This window comes from Nocardia asteroides (assembly GCF_900637185.1).
GTDB lineage: Bacteria > Actinomycetota > Actinomycetes > Mycobacteriales > Mycobacteriaceae > Nocardia > Nocardia asteroides.
The window spans coordinates 6,372,390-6,387,980 of record NZ_LR134352.1 but is presented as its reverse complement, the minus strand read 5'-3'; the positions used below and the strand labels follow the sequence as shown (position 1 = coordinate 6,387,980).

The following is a 15,591-nucleotide window of genomic DNA, read 5'->3' as shown; positions in this document are numbered from 1 at the left end:
CCGTCCTCCCTGCGGTGCGCGGTCAGCCGGTGATCTCACGGCAGGCGCGATAGAAATCGGCCCAGTCCGGGCGCTCGCGCACCACGGCCTCGAGGTATTCGGTCCAGATCACCGAGTCGGCGACGGGGTCCTTGATCACCGAACCGAGCACCGCGCCCGCGATATCGGAGGCCCGCAGCACACCGTCGCCGAAGTGTGCCGACAGCGCGAGGCCGTTGGTGATCACCGAGATGGCCTCGGCGGTGGACAGCGTGCCCGACGGCGTCTTGAGCTTGGTCCGGCCGTCGGCGGTGATGCCCGAACGCAGTTCGCGGAACACCCGCACCACCCGGCGCACCTCCTCCGCGGCGGCCGGAACGGTCGGCAGTTCCAGTGCCGCGCCGAGCTGTTCGACCCGCCTGCTGACGATGGCGACCTCGGAGTCCTCGTCGGCGGGCAGCGGCAGCACCACCGTGTTGAAGCGCCTGCGCAGCGCCGAGGACAGGTCGTTCACGCCGCGGTCGCGGTCGTTGGCGGTGGCGATCAGATTGAAACCCTTGGCCGCCTGCACTTCCGCGCCGAGCTCGGGCACCGGCAGCGTCTTCTCCGACAGGATGGTGATCAGCGCGTCCTGCACATCCGACGGGATGCGGGTGAGTTCCTCGATCCGGGCGATCGCGCCGGTCCGCATGGCGGTCATCACCGGCGAGGCGACCAGCGCGGCGTCGCTGGGGCCTTCGGCGAGCAGCCGCGCGTAATTCCAGCCGTAGCGGATCGCTTCCTCGGCGGTACCGGAGGTGCCCTGCACCAGCAGGGTCGACTCGCCGCTGATCGCGGCCGAGAGATGTTCCGACACCCAGGTTTTCGCGGTGCCGGGCACGCCGAGCAGCAGCAGGGCGCGGTCGGTGGCGAGAGTGGCCACGGCCACCTCCATCAGCCGGCGCGGGCCGACGTACTTGGGGGTGATCACGGTGCCGTCGTCCAGGGTGCCGCCGAGGATGTACGTCACCACGGCCCAGGGGGACAGGCGCCAGGACGGCGGGCGCGGGCGGTCGTCGACGCGGGCCAGGGCCGCGAGCTCGTCGGCGAAGGCCTGTTCGGCGTGCGGGCGCAGCAGGGTGGTCGCCGGTTCGGTGGTGGTCATCGCAGCTCCTCGAGCATGGTCGCGCGATCGGTGAGATCGTGGGCGAGTCGGTGGAAGGCCTGGTGCCAGGCGGGGTCGTCGGTGCTGTCGGCGAGCGCGGTGACGCTGCCGGCCAGCTCGGCGGGCAGGTGCACGCCCGCCGCGGTGAGCAGGGCGCGGTCGGCGTAGACGCCCGCGCTCGCGTGGGGTTGCCGGGCGGTGGTGCGGGCCCGTTCGGTCAGCAGACGCAGCACATGGTCGGCGACCGGCCGCGGCCACGGATGGCCGAGTCCGGGCAGGATGGCGTGCAGCTCGGTGAGCTGGTGCGCGTCGAGGTCGAGTACATGCTCGACCCGGTCGGTGGCGTCGAGCAGGGTGAACAGTTCGCGGCGGCGCAGCACCGCCTGCTCGGTGGGGGTCGCGTGCGCGAACAGCGCACGGGCCCAGGTGGTGTCGCGCTGGGCGAGGGCGGCGTCGACCCAGCCGTCGACGATGGCCTTGGCGTGCCGCGGCGGCAGGCTCAGGGTGAGCGCGGCGGTGGCGGTGCCCGCTCCGGTCGCGCGCACCAGTGGTTCCCACGCGGTGAGCGGGGTCGCGGCGATCGCCTGGTGCAGCGTCTTCAACGTCGAGTCCGGGGTGTCCCAGCGCAGCGTCGCCTGGTCGGTGCTGTCGGTGCTGTCGGTGATGCCGTCGCGGCGGGCCTGCGCGTCGACCTCGGCGGGCACCGCCACCTCGACCGTCCCGTCGGCGTTCACCCGCAGCCAGGCCCGCACGCGGGCGGCCATCCGCTGTCCGAGCGCGGAGCCGGGCAGCCGGGCCAGCAGGCCGGCCGCGGTGCGGCGCACATCGCCGCGCCGATCGTCGAGCGCCCGTTCGAGCAGTGGCTCGTCGTGCAGGTTCAGGCCGTCGGCGAGCAGCGCGAGCAGCTCGGCCTTGATCGCCCCCGATTCCTTGGCCCACGCGGTGGTCAGCACCTCGAGGGCGGCCGCCGGGTCGCGCCTGCGCAGCTGCGCGAGCCAGTCCTTGCGCTCGCCCGGTGCGCCGAACAGCCAGATGTCGTCGGTGCCAGGCGATTCGGGCGTCTCGTCAAGGTGCTCGGCGACCGCGGCGCGGTCCACCGGGAAGGCGTCGAGCAGTCCGGACCAGGCCGGGTTCCGGGCCGCGAGCCAGCGTCCGCGACGTCCGGCCATGCGCAGCAGGGAGCCGCGCAGGCTGACGTCCGAGGCCGCGGTGAGCGCCTGCACGCAGAGCACGTCCGGCAGCCGGAAGTCCATCGGGGCGGCGGCGGCGAACCATTCGGGCAGGAAGGCCGACTTGTCGGCCAGCATCCGGCTGAGCCGGTCGGCCGCCTGCCGGGGCAGCAGCGGGCGTGGGTCATCCAGCGCGGGTTCGGGTTTCGGCGCGGAGCCGGGCAGCCGGCCACCGCGCAGGTACAGATCCTGGAGCGCGGCGGTGTCGAGCAGCCGGACCGCCGGTTCGCCGGAGCGCTGCGGAACCGCCGCCGCGATCGCGGGCGCGAGGGTGACGCCGTCGGCACTGCGCCGCGCGGTTCCCAGCAGGGCCACCGAAACCAGTTCGGCCAGTTCGGGAGTGTGCGCGGCGCGCGCCGGGAACTCGGTCTCCAGGTCGGTCACCTCGCCCGCGCTGAACACCGAGATGGGGTCGAATCCGTCGGCGCGCCACTCGCCGGTCACCGTCACCGGATGACCACCGGCGACCGCGGCCAGCCGCCAGGGCCGCACCCCGGCGGGCAGCGGCAGCGCGGCGCCCTCGGCGTCGACGAGCTGCCAGCCGTGCTCGTCCAGCACCGGCGTCACGTCGCGGAGCAGGGCGGGCCAGGAACGCAGCCACGGATCGGCGCCGAGTGCCCCGGCGTAGGCCGACAGGGCGCCGTCGACGGTGTCGCCGCCGATCGCGGGCACGGTGGTGAACGGCTCGGGGACGCCGTGGCGCGCACCCCACTGCACGCGCAGCGGCGCGGCGCCGGGGTAGTAGTGCAGATCGGCGTCGACCTCGTGGCCCGGCGCGGGGACCTCGCCGGTGAAATTCGGTGTGCCGAAGGAATGTTCGACCAGCACCGCCCAGCGTCCCCCGGTCCGGCCCCGCAGCCAGGTGCGGCGGGTGTAGAGCCGCTCCTCCTCGCCGACCCGCATGCCGAGCACCAGCCAGCGATCGCGCACCGCGGGCTCGGCCAGCACCGTCTCGGCCTGCGTCGGGTAGCCGATATGGGTGCGGATGCCCGCCTGCAGCGGTTCGGGCACGGCGTCGATCGTGCGATGGGCCAGCACCAGCAGGTGCAGCCGGGCGTACTCGCGCAGCAGCAGCTCCGGCCAGTGCTCGCTGGTGAGCACGGCGGCGGGCAGCCTGCGCAGGGTCGCGGCGACGCCGGGCGCCTGGGCGTCGACCATCCTGGCCGCGATCGCCTCGTAGGCGGCGAACGAGCGGTCGGTCTGGGCCAGACCGGTGCGGATCTGGTCGGTGAGCCAGATCTCCAGCTCGGTCAGCCCGGCCGACACCCTGGCCCGGCGTTGCTCGACGGTCGCCTGGGAGGGGGTCGACGCGGCCTTCGCCCTCGGTGGCGCGGCGGCCTTGGCGGCGCGACCCGCCAGCCACTCGGCCGCGAAGTCCGCGGGCTCGTCCTGTGCTCGCACCGCCCCGCCTGCCCAGGTGAGCAGCAGCGACAGGGCGTGTTTGCAGGGGAATTTGCGGCTCGGGCACGAGCATTTGTACGCGGGACCGGCCAGGTCGACGATCGTCTGATACGGCTTCGCGCCGCTGCCCTGGCACAGTCCCCACACGGCGGACCCGCTCGCGCCGGTGCCGCGCCAGCGACCGGCCAGCTTGCGCGCGGCAGCCAGTGAGCTCGCGTCGGGCGCGAGCGCGCGGACCTGGTCTTCGGTCCATGGCGCCTGTGGATCGGTCATCGCTTCCCCCGTTCTCTGTCGCCGAAATATGTACCGCAGCGCACCGACAACTGCCGTCCACGCCGACGAAAGTCCTGGAAAACCCTGGCGCTGTGGCAGATTCATGCCGGAAGACTTGCCGAGGAAGGCAAACTCTGGCATTCTGACCTGTTCGGCTCGCCCGGACCACTCGCGTCGCTCATCGCAGCGTATCGCGGGTGTGAGCACCTCATCGAGCTGCCCGCCGGGGTGGGCGAGGGGTGGACATCGAGGGGCCCGCAGCGGCCTCACGATGGCCATTCCACTCCCGCGGGCAGATTCGCTGGGGCGCTGCGCATCCCCTGGGCGAACGTCCGGCGATCAGGTAGCGTTTAACTCGGCCACCGCGGTGCGCGCGGGCGCGAAGGGGGATGTCGCACAGTGTGCTCGGATCGGATCGCCCAGGTGGTCGCGCGCGAGCTCGACGCCGACCCCGTCGTGGAACGCCAGGTCGCCGACTGCGTGCTGGCGGCGCTGGCCGCGACCGACGGTGATCCGTCCGCGCCCGAGGCGGGCGACACCGGTGTCTTCCTGCGGGCCATCACCGTGCACGGTTTCCGCGGCATCGGGCCCACGGCCACCCTTCGGCTGAATCCGGGGCCCGGGCTCACCCTGGTCGTCGGGCGGAACGGCAGCGGCAAATCGAGCTTCGCCGAGGCCGCGGAATTCGCCCTGACCGGCGGAAACCGCCGCTGGGACGGCCGGTCGACCGCCTGGCGGGAAGGCTGGCGCAACCTGCATGAACCCGACCTCGCGCGGATCGAGGTCGACCTGCTCACCGCGGGCGAGGACAGCGAGCTCACGATCGCCACGCACTGGGCACCCGGCAGCGAACTCGGCGAAGCGCACTGGACCGAACGGCGCGGTCCCGCCGCCCCCGTCTCCATCGACCCGGGCAGCAGGCGTCAGCGCCTGGACCTGTACCGGCCGTTCCTGTCCTACAGCGAACTCGGCGCGCTCGTCGACGGCAAACCCAGCGACCTGTTCGACGCCCTGCACCGCCTGCTCGGCCTCGACGAACTCGCCGCCGCCGCCGAACACATCCGCCTGCGCAAGCTGGAACTCGAACGCGCCGTGAAGGATTCGCGGCAGTCCCGCACGGACCTGCTCGCCGAACTCGCCGACGCCGACGACGACCGGGCCCGGCGCGTCGCCGACCTGCTGCGCGCCCCCGAACCCGACCTCGACGCGGTCGCCGCGGCCGTCGCGGACTCCGCTCTGGGCTCCGACGGCCCCGACGGACTGCGCGCCATCCTGCGCCTGTCCCTGCCCGACCCGGCCCGGGTGGCGGCGGCGGTGGATCGCCTCGCCGAGGCGTCCACCGCGCTGGCCCGCCACGCGACCGCCGATGCGGAGGCCGACCTGCGGGTCCTGGACCTGCTCACCCGCGCCCGCGACCACGTCACCGCCGGCGGCGCGTGCCCCTGCCCGGTGTGCGGCCGTGGCGATCTCGACACCGACTGGCTCGCCGCCGCCGACACCGAAATCGGCGAGCGCAGTGCGCAACTCGCCGCGCTGCGGGCCGCACGCGTCGAATTCGACGCCGCACTGGCGCAGGCGCGCGCCCTCACCTCCCGCGTGCCCGCCGAACTGGGTCCGGAACCGTCACCGCCCACCGAACCCGGCGTCGGCCGACCGTCCGCCGTCGACCCGGCTCCCGTTACGGTCAGCGCGTCGGCCGACGGTAATCCGGACGACAACGAGCCCCTGGGCACGCCCACGGAGACGGTGGACCGGCGAGACGAATCCACCGGCCCGCCGCCCACCGGCCGCCCACTGTCGCCGAGCGACACTGCCCCGGGCGCGGTGGATCCCGGCGCGCTCCGCCGACAGCTCGCCGCGGTGCGCGCCCGCTGGGCGGCGTGGTCCGCGCTCGGCGAGGTCGACCACGACGCCGGTCTCGCCGAACGGCTGCGCACCGTGTACCTGGCTCTGGCTGCGGACCTCGCTGCGCTGCAACGAGATACCCGGGCCGACCTCGACCGCCTCGATGCCGTCTGGTCACCGCTGGTGCCGCGCATCCTCGCCTGGCTCGACCCCGCCCGCGCGGTCTCGGCCGACGCGGCGGAACTGCGGGTGGTGAAGAAGGCCGCCGACTGGCTCAAGTCGGCCACGGCCACCATCCGGGGCGAGCGGATGCGGCCGCTGGAGAGCACGGCGCGGTGGGTCTGGAGCACGCTGCGTCAGCAGAGCAATGTCGAGCTGGGCGCGATCCGGTTGCAGGGCAGTGCCGGGACGGCGCGGCGGGTGCTGCTCGACGTGACCGTCGACGAGGTGGACGGCGCCGCGCTGGGCGTGATGAGCCAGGGTGAGCTGCACGCGCTCGGGCTGTCGCTGTTCCTGCCGCGAGCGACGGTGGCGCACAGCCCGTTCCGGTTCGTCATGATCGACGATCCGGTGCAGGCGATGGACCCGGCCAAGGTCGACGGACTGGCCATGGTGCTCGCCGAGGTCGCCACCACCCGGCAGGTGGTGGTGTTCACCCACGACGAGCGGCTGGCCGAGGCGGTGCGCCGCATGCAGCTCGACGCCACCGTGCTCGAGGTGCAGCGCCGGGAACGCTCGGTGGTCGAGGTGCGGGTCACCGGCGACCCGGTCCGCCGCTACCTCGACGACGCCAGGTCGCTGGTGCGCACCCCGCAGCTGCCGCCCGCCATCGCCGACGAACTGGTCGCCACCTGCTGCCGGTCCGCGATCGAGGCGGCGGGTCTGGCCAAAGCCCGGCACGAACTGCTGGCCGCCGGACTCGACCACGCCGAGGTGGAACGGCGCGTCCGCAACGCGCACACCACCCGCGCCATGCTCACCCTCGCCCTGATGGGGCCGCGCGCCCGCGTCGACGACCTCAACAAGCACCTCAGCGCGGTCGGCGGCCGCTGGCTGGTGGGGGTGCTGCGCGACGCCACCGCGGGCGCGCACGTGCCGATCGACCGGCCGATGCGCGAATTGATCAGCGACACCGAACGATTCATCGCCTGGTTGCGCGCCCATGAACCCACCGCGGTGCGCGTATGAGCTCGGCACAGCGGCCCGAGGCGTGCCCGTGAACCGCCGGAGCAGGCCCCGGCGCCCGAAATTCACGCCGCGCCCGTCCGTGGCCGAGCGACTGGAGGCCGCCGACCACCTGCTCTCCGGCGCGGTGTCCGACGCGGGCGGGGTGTGGTCGCGGGCGGTGGCGTGGATCCTGCGGCTGGCGCTCGAGCAGGCCGTAGACGAACTGTGGGCGCAGATCGCACCCGAACTCATGCGCTGCCCGATGCGGGCCCAGCTGCTGGCCCTGCGCGTCTACGCCGGGCCGGAGACGGCCGGTCAGGTGGGCGCGCTGTGGGCGGCGCTGTCGCGGGCCGCGCACCACCTCGACTACGAGATGGCGCCCAGCGTCACCGACCTGCGGCGCTGGCGTGATCAGACCGGCGAGCTGGCCACCGCGCTCGAGCTGGTCCCGCTGGCGCACCAGCCGTTCGGCTGACCGCCCGGACGGGCACCGCGACCGGCGACCCGGCAGGATGACCGGCATGGGTGAAGCGAAACCGTGTCCGTGCCGCCGTGGCGAACCGTTCGACCAGTGCTGCGGCCCGATCCTGGCGGGCGACAAGCCCGCGCCGACCGCCGAGACCCTGATGCGCTCGCGCTACACCGCCTACGTCGTCGGCGACACCGGCTACCTGCTGCGCTCCTGGCACCCGAACACCCGGCCGGCCGACCTCGAGCTCGATCCGGCGCAGCGTTGGCTGTTCCTGGAGATCGTCGGCACCTCGCGCGGCGGCCCGTTCGACGACACCGGCACCGTGGAGTTCATCGCGCACTCCAAGACCGGCGGCGTGCGCGACGCGATGCACGAGAACAGCACCTTCGTCCGGGTCGACGGCGCGTGGGTGTATCTCGACGGCACCTTCCAGGCCTGACCCGTGGATACTGACCCCGTGCCCAGGATCGCGATCGAATACTGCACCCAATGCCGCTGGCTGCTGCGCGCGAGCTGGATGGCGCAGGAACTGCTCACCACCTTCGCCACCGAACTCGGCGAGGTGGCGCTGGTCCCCGGTCAGGGCGGCATCTTCCGGATCACGCTCGACGGCGAACAGCTGTGGGAGCGCAAGGCCGACGGCGGATTCCCCGACATCGCGCTACTCAAGCAGCGCGTGCGGGACCGCATCGCCCCCGACCGCGATCTCGGCCACGTCGACCGGCGCGACTGAACTCCGGCGAACCGGGGTCAGCAGCAGCCGCCGCCACCGCAGCAACCCCCACCCGCAGGCCGCGGCGCGGCGACCGGCGCGGGCGCGCTGCCGCGGCCCACGGTCGCGAAGGTGGTCAGCAGTTTGACCGTGTCGTCGTGGCCCGCGGGGCACGCGGCCGGATCCGAGGACTGCGCCATCGGCCGGTTCACCTCGAACGTGTCGCCACAGGAGCGGCACCGGAAGCTGTAGTTCGGCATCGGCACAGTGTAGGCGGGCCGGGCGACACCGTCGCAGCTGTGGCGCAGCACATATCCAGCTAACCGTTACCTGCGGGAATGGTGCGTTGGGAGGTCGATCGGGGCCAGCGGACGTACTCTCGAAAGGGAGTCACCAGGTGCTGCGGCCTGCGGGAGCAAACGCGCAGGTACCCGTGAGGTCGCGCCGGCTAGGAGGTGTGCGATGAGCATTCAGTCCGATATCGACCCCGACGTGCGGACGCACGAGGCCGAACCGCTGGCACGCACGGAATACGGAAACGTCAGTGGTACCTGGGACGGGCCGGTCGCGGTCTGGCGCAGCGTCCCCTACGCGGCGGCGCCCGCGGGTCCGGCCAGATTCGCACCGCCACGACCGCCGCGGCGCTGGGACGGCGTGCGCGAGTGCGTCGTGTACGGCGACATCGCCCCGCAGGCGATGGGCGCCATGGTCCCGGTCGATTCCGATCTGGCGATGGGCGAGGACTGTCTGTGGGTGAACGTGTGGTCCCCGCGACCCGAGCCCAGCGAGGACGAACCGCGCCCGGTGATGGTGTGGCTGCACGGCGGCGCCTACTGCCTCGGCACCGCCGCCCAGACCATCTACGACGGCCGCAAACTGGCCGAGGCGGGCGACGTGGTCGTCGTCTCGGTGAACTACCGGCTCGGCGTGCTCGGCTTCCTCGACCTGTCCACCTTCGGCGAGCAGTTCACGCCGAATCTGGGCCTGCGCGATCAGCTGGCCGCGCTGGCCTGGGTCCGCGACAATATCGCCGCGTTCGGCGGCGACCCCGGCAACGTCACCGTCTTCGGTGAGTCCTCCGGCGCGGGCTGTGTGACCGCGCTGCTCACCGCGCCGGCGGCCGCCGGGCTTTTCCACAAGGCGATCGCCCAGAGTCCGCCCGCCACCACGGTTTTCGGGCAGGAACGCGCCGCCGTGGTCGCGCAGCGGTACCTGGAACTGCTCGAACTCGGTCCCGGCGAGGCGGATCGGCTGCTGGAGCTGCCGATCGAGCGGCTCGTCGAGGTCGGGGCGGTGCTGCTCGACGAGGTCCCGATCAAGGAGCCGGGCAGGCTGGCCGCGGCGCCGGTGGTCGACGGTGATCTGCTGCCCGGCTATCCGATCGACCTGTTCCAGCAGGGCCGCTCCCACCGGGTTCCGCTGCTGATCGGCACCAATCGCGACGAGGCCTCGCTGTTCCGGGTGCTGCGCTCGCCGATCATGCCGGTGACGCCCGACGCGGTGAACGCCATGCTGCGCGATGTCGCGGCCTCGCATCCGGAGATGGGGCCGGAGCGGATCGCCGAGATCACCTCGGCCTATCCGGATCTGGCGAAAACCCGTGGGGCGCTGGCCATGTCCACCGACGCGGCGTTCCGGATGCCCGCCGCCTGGGTCGCCGAGGGGCACGCCCAGCATTCACCGACCTGGATGTACCGGTTCGACTACGCGACACCGATGTTGAAGGCCGCCCGCGTCGGCGCCGGACACGCCACCGAATTGCCTTATGTCTTCGGCAATTTCGGCACGCTCAACCATGACCCGACCTTCTGGCTCGGCGGCCGCAAGGTCTCGGACGCGGTCTCGGGCCGGATGCAGCGCCGCTGGCTGGCCTTCGCCGAACACGGCGTCCCCGCCGCCCTGGACGGCTCCAAACACTGGCCGCACTACCGCTCCCCGGCCCGCACGACCCTGCTCATCGACACCATCGACCGCGTCGTCGACAACCCCGACGCCGACCTGCACACCGCCTGGGGCGACCACGCGGTCGGCTTCAGCTGACCGCGCGGCGCCGGGACGGTGACAGGTCAGACGTCGGTGGAGAAGCGGATGCCGCCGTCGGGGATTTCCACGCCGGGCCAGACCCGGGCGCCGCGGAGCAGTTCGCAGCGGGCGCCGACGTTGGCGCCGTCGCCGATGACGCCGTCGCGGACCAGGGCGCGCGGGCCGATACGGGCGCCGAAGCCGACGATGGAGCGTTCCACGGTGGCGCCCGCCTCGACGACCGCGCCGTCGAAGATCACGGCGCCGTCCAGGCGCGCGCCCGCGCCGATCTCCGCGCCGCGGCCCACGACCGTGCCGCCGATGAGCAGCGCGCCCGGCGCCACCCCGGCGCCGGGGTGCACCAGCGACTCACCCCGCTGACCCGGCAGGGCGGGCGAGGGGGCGATGCCGCGGACCAGGTCGGCCGAGCCGCGGACGAAGTCCTCCGGGGTGCCCATGTCGCGCCAGTAGGAGGCGTCGACGTGACCCTGCACCCGCGCGCCCTCGGCGAGCAGCGCGGGGAAGACCTCGCGTTCCACCGACACCGGGCGCCCGCTCGGGATCTTCTCGATGTACTCGCGGCGGAACACGTAGCAACCGGCGTTGATCTGGTCGGTCGGCGGATCCTGGGTCTTCTCCAGGAACGCGGTGACCCGGCCGTCGGCGTCGGTCGGCACGCAGCCGAAGGCGCGCGGATCGCTGACCCGGACCAGATGCAGGGTGACATCGGCGTTGGTCGACTCGTGCGTATCCAGGATCGCGCCCAGATCGGTGCCGCCCAGCACGTCGCCGTTGAACACCATCACGTTGTCCGCGCGCAGCTTGGGCAGCACGTTGCGGATACCGCCGCCGGTGCCCAGCGGCTCGGTCTCGGTGACGTACTCGAGCTCGAGCCCCAGGTCGGAGCCGTCACCGAAGTGCTCTTCGAACACCTCGGCCTTGAACGAGGTGCCCAGCACCACGTGGGTGATCCCGGCCTCGGCGATGCGGGCCAGCAGGTGGGTCAGGAACGGCAGCCCGGCCGTCGGCAGCATCGGCTTGGGCGCCGAGAGGGTGAGCGGACGCAGCCGCGTGCCCTGTCCGCCGACGAGGATGACCGCGTCGGTGCCTGAGTTGCCTGCCATCGAGTTTCCCCTGTTCACAGTGACGGCGCCCTGGTCAGGCGCCGGTGCGCGCTTTCTCGCGCAGCGCCGATCGAACCGCAATCCGGGAGCGAACCGCAAGTCCGGCGCGCAGCGCGCCCCGCAACGGCGCCTGCCACCAGTGCGGATGCCGGTCGGCCTGGAATCGGTAGGCACTGGCGTGGTGGGCCGGCAGCATCAGTTCCGGATGCTTGCCCGCGGCGTGACCCTTGGCGTGGGTCACCTCGGCGTCGGGGACGAACACATTGTGCCAGCCCGCCTTGCCCATGCGGTCACCGAAGTCCACGTCCTCCATGTACATGAAGTAGCGCGAGTCGAAGCCGTCGATGGTGTCGAAGGCGGCCCGGCGCACCAGCAGGCAGGAGCCCGACAGCCAGCCGACCACCCGCTCGGAGATCTCCTCGTTCTCCTGCCGGTAGCGCACCGACCAGGGGTTCTTCGGCCAGATCGTGCCCAGGATCGCGTGGCCCGCGCCGTCGGCGAGGCCGGGGACGCGGCGCGCGGAGGGGTAGACGCTGCCGTCGGGTTCGCGGACCATCGGCCCGAACGCGCCGGCCCGGGGCCAGCGCTTCGCGGCCTCGAGCATCTTGTCGATGGAGTCCACGCCCCAGCGGATGTCCGGGTTGGCCAGGATGACGAACTCGATCGACGGGTCGATCTCGGCGACGGCCCGGTTGATGGCGCCGCCGTAGCCGATGTTGCCGCCGGTGCGCAGCAGCCGCACGTGCGAGTTGGCCTCGGCGACGAGCTCGGGCACGCCGTCGGTGGAGCCGTTGTCGGCCAGGATCACCTGCGGCTTCTCGCTGGTGGCGTCGGCCAGGGTGGTGATGAAGTGCTCGAGGTGCTCGCCCGGCGAATAGGTCACCGTGACGACGGCAAGGCCAGCGGGGGCCACAGAATCGGCTGCATCGGCTGCGTTCACGACTGGGCAGCCTAGCCGGAGACCCGGCGGAATGTGTCGGTGAGTGCGGAACGCCAGGGCCGCAACGGGGTCAGTCCCGCCGCGTTCCACACCGTGGGCGAGAGCACCGAATAGGCCGGGCGCGGTGCGGGTCTGGGGAAAGCGGTGGAGTCGCAGGGCAGGACCCGCGCGGGGTCGGCGCCGAGCTCGGTGAAAACCGCCCTGGCGAGGTCGAACCAGGTGGCGGTGCCGGAATTGGTGGCGTGCAGCACCCGGGGGGCGTCCGGCCGGGTGCTCAGTTCGAGCAGGGCGGCGGCCAGGTCGGCGGCGCTGGTGGGGGAGCCCACCTGGTCGTCGACCACGCTGACCGTCTCGCGCTCGCCCTCCAGCCTGCGCATGGTCGCGACGAAATCGCCGTCGACCCCGGCATACACCCAGGCGGTGCGCACGATCTGCGCCGCCGGACACAGCTCGCGCACCGCCTGCTCACCGGCCAGCTTGGACTGTCCGTAGACCGTGGCGGGCCCGGTCGGGTCGTCCGGCTCGTACGGTGTGCGGGCGGTGCCCGGGAAGACGTAATCGGTGGAGACGTGGATCAGCCGCGCGCCCGCCGCGGCGCAGGCCGCGGCCAGGACGGCGGGACCGGTGGCATTGCCGGTGAAGGCGGCCTCGCGGTCGGTCTCGGCGGCGTCGACGGCGGTGTAGGCCGCGCAGTTGAGCACCACGGCGCCCGGGCTGACGACGGCGTCGACGGCGGCGCGGTCGGTGATGTCGAGCTCGCTCCTGCCGTAGCCGGCCGCCGCGGGCGCGAGCCGCAGGATCTCTCGCCCCAGCAGACCGCGCGCTCCGGTTACGATCAGGCGAGTGGGGGCGGGGGAATCGGCGTTCACGCGGCCAGTCTGGCACGCCGGAGCACCGGTGGTTCGGCCCGAGTGTGGTAACTGTTGGTTAGCCTGTGATGGCCGGTTACGGCGGACGAGCCCAGGTTTTCGAGAAGGCGGGGTTTGCCGGGGGAGATACGGGCCGGGCGCGGAGTTCGTCGAGAGGATGCACGAGTGCGAGAGTCGACCAGACCACCAACGATGGCCGCGCAGACCGGTGCCCTCGGCCCGGCCAAGGTGATGGTGGCGATCTCGGCGGTCCTGGTGCTCGCCCTCACCGGCTTCGCCTGGCGCAGCGTCGACAATCTGATCGCCAATATCGACCGTATCGGCGGCCTCGGTCTCGGCGGCGGCCGTGACGGCGCGGTCGACATCCTGCTGGTCGGCGTGGACAGCCGCACCGACGCGCACGGCAACCCGCTGACCTCCGCCGAGCGCGCCATGCTGCACGCCGGCGACGAGGTGGGCACCAACACCGACACCATCGTGCTGGTCCGCGTACCCAACGACGGCAGTTCGGCCACCGCCATCTCGATCCCGCGCGACTCCTACGTCGACATTCCCGGCCAGGGCAAGGGCAAGATCAACTCCGCCTACGGCTCCACCAAGGAGACCGAGCGGGCGAAACTGCTGGACAAGGGCAGTTCCGAGGGCGACGCCGAACGCGAGTCGACCAAGGCGGGCAGGCAGGCGCTGATCAAGTCGGTGGCCTCGCTCACCGGCATCACCGTCGACCACTACGCCGAGGTGAGCCTGCTCGGGTTCGTGCTGCTCACCGATGCCGTGGGCGGGGTCGAGGTGTGCCTGAACAACGCGGTGGACGAATGGATGTCGGGCGCGGAGTTCCCGGCCGGGGAGCAGCGCCTCGACGGGCAGCAGGCGCTGAGCTTCGTGCGGCAGCGGCACGGGCTGCCCCGCGGTGACATCGATCGCATCGTGCGTCAGCAGGTGTTCATGGCCCAGCTGGTCGGGCAGCTGCTCAATGCCAAGGTGCTGGCGAATCCGGGCAAGCTGAACGAGATCAGCGAGGCGGTCGGGCGCACCGTGGTGCTCGACGAGGACTGGGACGTGCTGGCCTTCCTGCAGCAGCTGAAGGATCTGTCCGGCGGCAAGGTGGAGTTCGAGACCATCCCGGTGGCCGATCTCAACAGCATGACCTCGGCCGGTGAGTCGGTCGTGCGGGTGGAGCCGAAGGCGGTGCAGGACTACGTCGCCGGGCTGGTCGGCGAGGAGAAGTCCGGCGGCGACGACAAGCCGAAGGTCGACCCGTCGACGGTGGCGGTGAGCGTGTTCAACGCGGGCGGAAAAGCCGGTCTGGCGGCCAAGGTGTCGGCGGCGTTGACGGGCAAGGGTTTCCGCGAGGGCCTGGTGGGGAACTACACCGGCGGCAGCGTGAGTTCGAGCCGGGTGCTCGCCGCCGACGAGTCCGACCCGAAGGCCGCCGCGGTGGCGGAGGCACTGGGTGGTCTCACCGTGGTCGCGGATCCGTCACTGTCGGCGGATACCGTGAGCGTGGTGCTGGCGAGCGACTATTCTGGTCCAGGCTCGGCCGCGGCGGGCATGTTCGATTTCGATGGAACATCCTCGGCGACCGCGACGCCAGTACCGCCAGCCCCGCCGATCGACGCAGGCCAGAACGGACCGAAATGCGTGAACTGACCCATGCGTGAGCCGAACTCCACCCTCACCGACGCCCTCCTCGACCCGATCCTCGAACGCGACCCGGCCGGTCCGCGCGTCACCTGGTATGACGACGCCACCGGTGCCCGGATCGAACTGTCCGGTCTGACGCTGGCCAACTGGGCCGCCAAGACCGCGAATCTGCTGCGCGACGAGTTCGCGCTCAGTCCCGGCGCCCGGGTCGCGGTGCTGCTGCCCGCGCACTGGCAGACCGCGGCCGTGCTGCTCGGCTGCTGGTGGGCGGGCACCGAGGTGGTGCTCACCCCCGATCCCGACGCCGACCTCGCGCTGGTCACCCCCGACCGGCTCGACGACGCCGACGGAGTGGGCGAGGTGGCCGTGCTGTCGCTGGACGCGATGGGCACCCCGGTGCGGGACCTGCCGGTCGGCGTCACCGACTTCGCGACCGCGGTGCGCGTGCACGGCGACCAGTTCCTGCCCGGCGGTTTCCGCGCCGCGCTGGACGGTCTCTCGGTGAGCCAGGTGCTCGACGACGCCCGCACATCGGCTGCCATGCAGGGCATCTCGGCCGGTGACCGGGTGCTGTCGAGCGCGCCGTGGGAGACCGTGGCCGAACTGATCGACGGGTACGTCGCGGTGCTGTACGCGGGCGCCTCGCTGGTCCAGGTGGTCAATCCCGATCCGGGCGCGGTCGAGCATCGCGCCACCACCGAACGGGTCACGATCCGGCGCTGATCTCCTACCCCGGTAGGAGACGATCTCCGACTGGAACACGTTCCGTT

General features: G+C 72.4%; 13 protein-coding genes. 7 read left to right on the top strand and 6 right to left on the bottom strand.

Annotated features, from left to right (window positions below):
- Window positions 1-22: 22 nt before the first annotated feature.
- The gene (locus EL493_RS29535; RefSeq protein WP_019048793.1) at window positions 23-1,123 is read right to left on the bottom strand and encodes an ATP-binding protein; all 1,101 of its coding nucleotides are present in this window, start codon (window positions 1,121-1,123) and stop codon (window positions 23-25) included.
- Entirely contained in the window at window positions 1,120-4,026 is a 2,907-nt protein-coding gene (locus tag EL493_RS29530; RefSeq protein WP_019048792.1) for an SWIM zinc finger family protein, read from the bottom strand. The genes EL493_RS29535 and EL493_RS29530 overlap by 4 nt, the downstream gene beginning before the upstream one ends.
- 399 nt (window positions 4,027-4,425) lie before the next feature.
- On the opposite strand from EL493_RS29530, the gene EL493_RS33420 reads away from it, so the two are divergent.
- From EL493_RS33420 to EL493_RS29505, 4 genes are all read left to right on the top strand, one after another.
- Window positions 4,426-7,059: an AAA family ATPase gene (locus EL493_RS33420; RefSeq protein ID WP_019048791.1), complete on the top strand. Its 2,634-nt coding sequence runs from the start codon at window positions 4,426-4,428 to the stop codon at window positions 7,057-7,059.
- A gap of 79 nt (window positions 7,060-7,138) precedes the next feature.
- Window positions 7,139-7,513 (top strand): hypothetical protein, encoded by a 375-nt coding sequence (locus EL493_RS29515; protein ID WP_019048790.1) that lies wholly within the window; start codon window positions 7,139-7,141, stop codon window positions 7,511-7,513.
- 37 nt (window positions 7,514-7,550) lie between these two features.
- Complete coding sequence (locus tag EL493_RS29510) at window positions 7,551-7,949, top strand: YchJ family protein (RefSeq protein ID WP_019048789.1); 399 nt, start codon at window positions 7,551-7,553, stop codon at window positions 7,947-7,949.
- A 78-nt stretch (window positions 7,950-8,027) separates the two neighbouring features.
- A complete protein-coding gene (locus EL493_RS29505; RefSeq protein WP_232017367.1) occupies window positions 8,028-8,243 on the top strand; it encodes a SelT/SelW/SelH family protein in 216 nt (71 codons plus the stop codon).
- Window positions 8,244-8,260: 17 nt separating this feature from the next.
- Here EL493_RS29505 and EL493_RS29500 read toward each other — a convergent pair whose 3' ends face one another.
- Window positions 8,261-8,482 carry an FmdB family zinc ribbon protein gene (locus EL493_RS29500; RefSeq protein ID WP_030200893.1) on the bottom strand — a complete coding sequence of 74 codons (222 nt, stop codon included), beginning with the start codon at window positions 8,480-8,482 and terminating at the stop codon, window positions 8,261-8,263.
- A gap of 202 nt (window positions 8,483-8,684) precedes the next feature.
- Here EL493_RS29500 and EL493_RS29495 point away from each other — a divergent pair, with 202 nt between their 5' ends.
- A complete protein-coding gene (locus EL493_RS29495; RefSeq protein WP_019048786.1) occupies window positions 8,685-10,262 on the top strand; it encodes a carboxylesterase/lipase family protein in 1,578 nt (525 codons plus the stop codon).
- A 26-nt stretch (window positions 10,263-10,288) separates the two neighbouring features.
- Here EL493_RS29495 and manB read toward each other — a convergent pair whose 3' ends face one another.
- The 3 genes from manB to rfbD are packed head-to-tail and all read right to left on the bottom strand — an operon-like array spanning window position 10,289 to window position 13,177.
- Window positions 10,289-11,368, bottom strand: coding sequence for a mannose-1-phosphate guanylyltransferase (gene manB / locus EL493_RS29490; RefSeq protein ID WP_019048785.1), 1,080 nt, complete (start codon window positions 11,366-11,368; stop codon window positions 10,289-10,291).
- A 34-nt stretch (window positions 11,369-11,402) separates the two neighbouring features.
- Window positions 11,403-12,281 (bottom strand): glycosyltransferase family 2 protein, encoded by an 879-nt coding sequence (locus EL493_RS29485; RefSeq protein ID WP_030200890.1) that lies wholly within the window; start codon window positions 12,279-12,281, stop codon window positions 11,403-11,405.
- Between the two features lie 38 nt (window positions 12,282-12,319).
- Window positions 12,320-13,177, bottom strand: a complete 858-nt coding sequence (gene rfbD / locus EL493_RS29480) for a dTDP-4-dehydrorhamnose reductase (protein ID WP_019048783.1) — start codon at window positions 13,175-13,177, stop codon at window positions 12,320-12,322.
- 192 nt (window positions 13,178-13,369) lie between these two features.
- Between rfbD and EL493_RS29475 the strand changes: the two genes are divergently transcribed.
- Window positions 13,370-14,827, top strand: coding sequence for an LCP family protein (locus EL493_RS29475; RefSeq protein ID WP_019048782.1), 1,458 nt, complete (start codon window positions 13,370-13,372; stop codon window positions 14,825-14,827).
- A 3-nt stretch (window positions 14,828-14,830) separates the two neighbouring features.
- Window positions 14,831-15,544 carry a TIGR03089 family protein gene (locus EL493_RS29470; RefSeq protein ID WP_019048781.1) on the top strand — a complete coding sequence of 238 codons (714 nt, stop codon included), beginning with the start codon at window positions 14,831-14,833 and terminating at the stop codon, window positions 15,542-15,544.
- Window positions 15,545-15,591 lie beyond the last annotated feature (47 nt).

Coding starts and splice junctions, on each gene's coding strand:
- EL493_RS29535 (WP_019048793.1), bottom strand. CDS start 1,123: ATGACCACCACCGAACCGGCGACCACCCTGCTGCGCCCGCACGCCGAA.
- EL493_RS29530 (WP_019048792.1), bottom strand. CDS start 4,026: ATGACCGATCCACAGGCGCCATGGACCGAAGACCAGGTCCGCGCGCTC.
- EL493_RS29510 (WP_019048789.1), top strand. CDS start 7,551: ATGACCGGCATGGGTGAAGCGAAACCGTGTCCGTGCCGCCGTGGCGAA.
- EL493_RS29505 (WP_232017367.1), top strand. CDS start 8,028: ATGGCGCAGGAACTGCTCACCACCTTCGCCACCGAACTCGGCGAGGTG.
- EL493_RS29500 (WP_030200893.1), bottom strand. CDS start 8,482: ATGCCGAACTACAGCTTCCGGTGCCGCTCCTGTGGCGACACGTTCGAG.
- EL493_RS29495 (WP_019048786.1), top strand. CDS start 8,685: ATGAGCATTCAGTCCGATATCGACCCCGACGTGCGGACGCACGAGGCC.
- manB (WP_019048785.1), bottom strand. CDS start 11,368: ATGGCAGGCAACTCAGGCACCGACGCGGTCATCCTCGTCGGCGGACAG.
- EL493_RS29475 (WP_019048782.1), top strand. CDS start 13,370: ATGGCCGCGCAGACCGGTGCCCTCGGCCCGGCCAAGGTGATGGTGGCG.
- EL493_RS29470 (WP_019048781.1), top strand. CDS start 14,831: ATGCGTGAGCCGAACTCCACCCTCACCGACGCCCTCCTCGACCCGATC.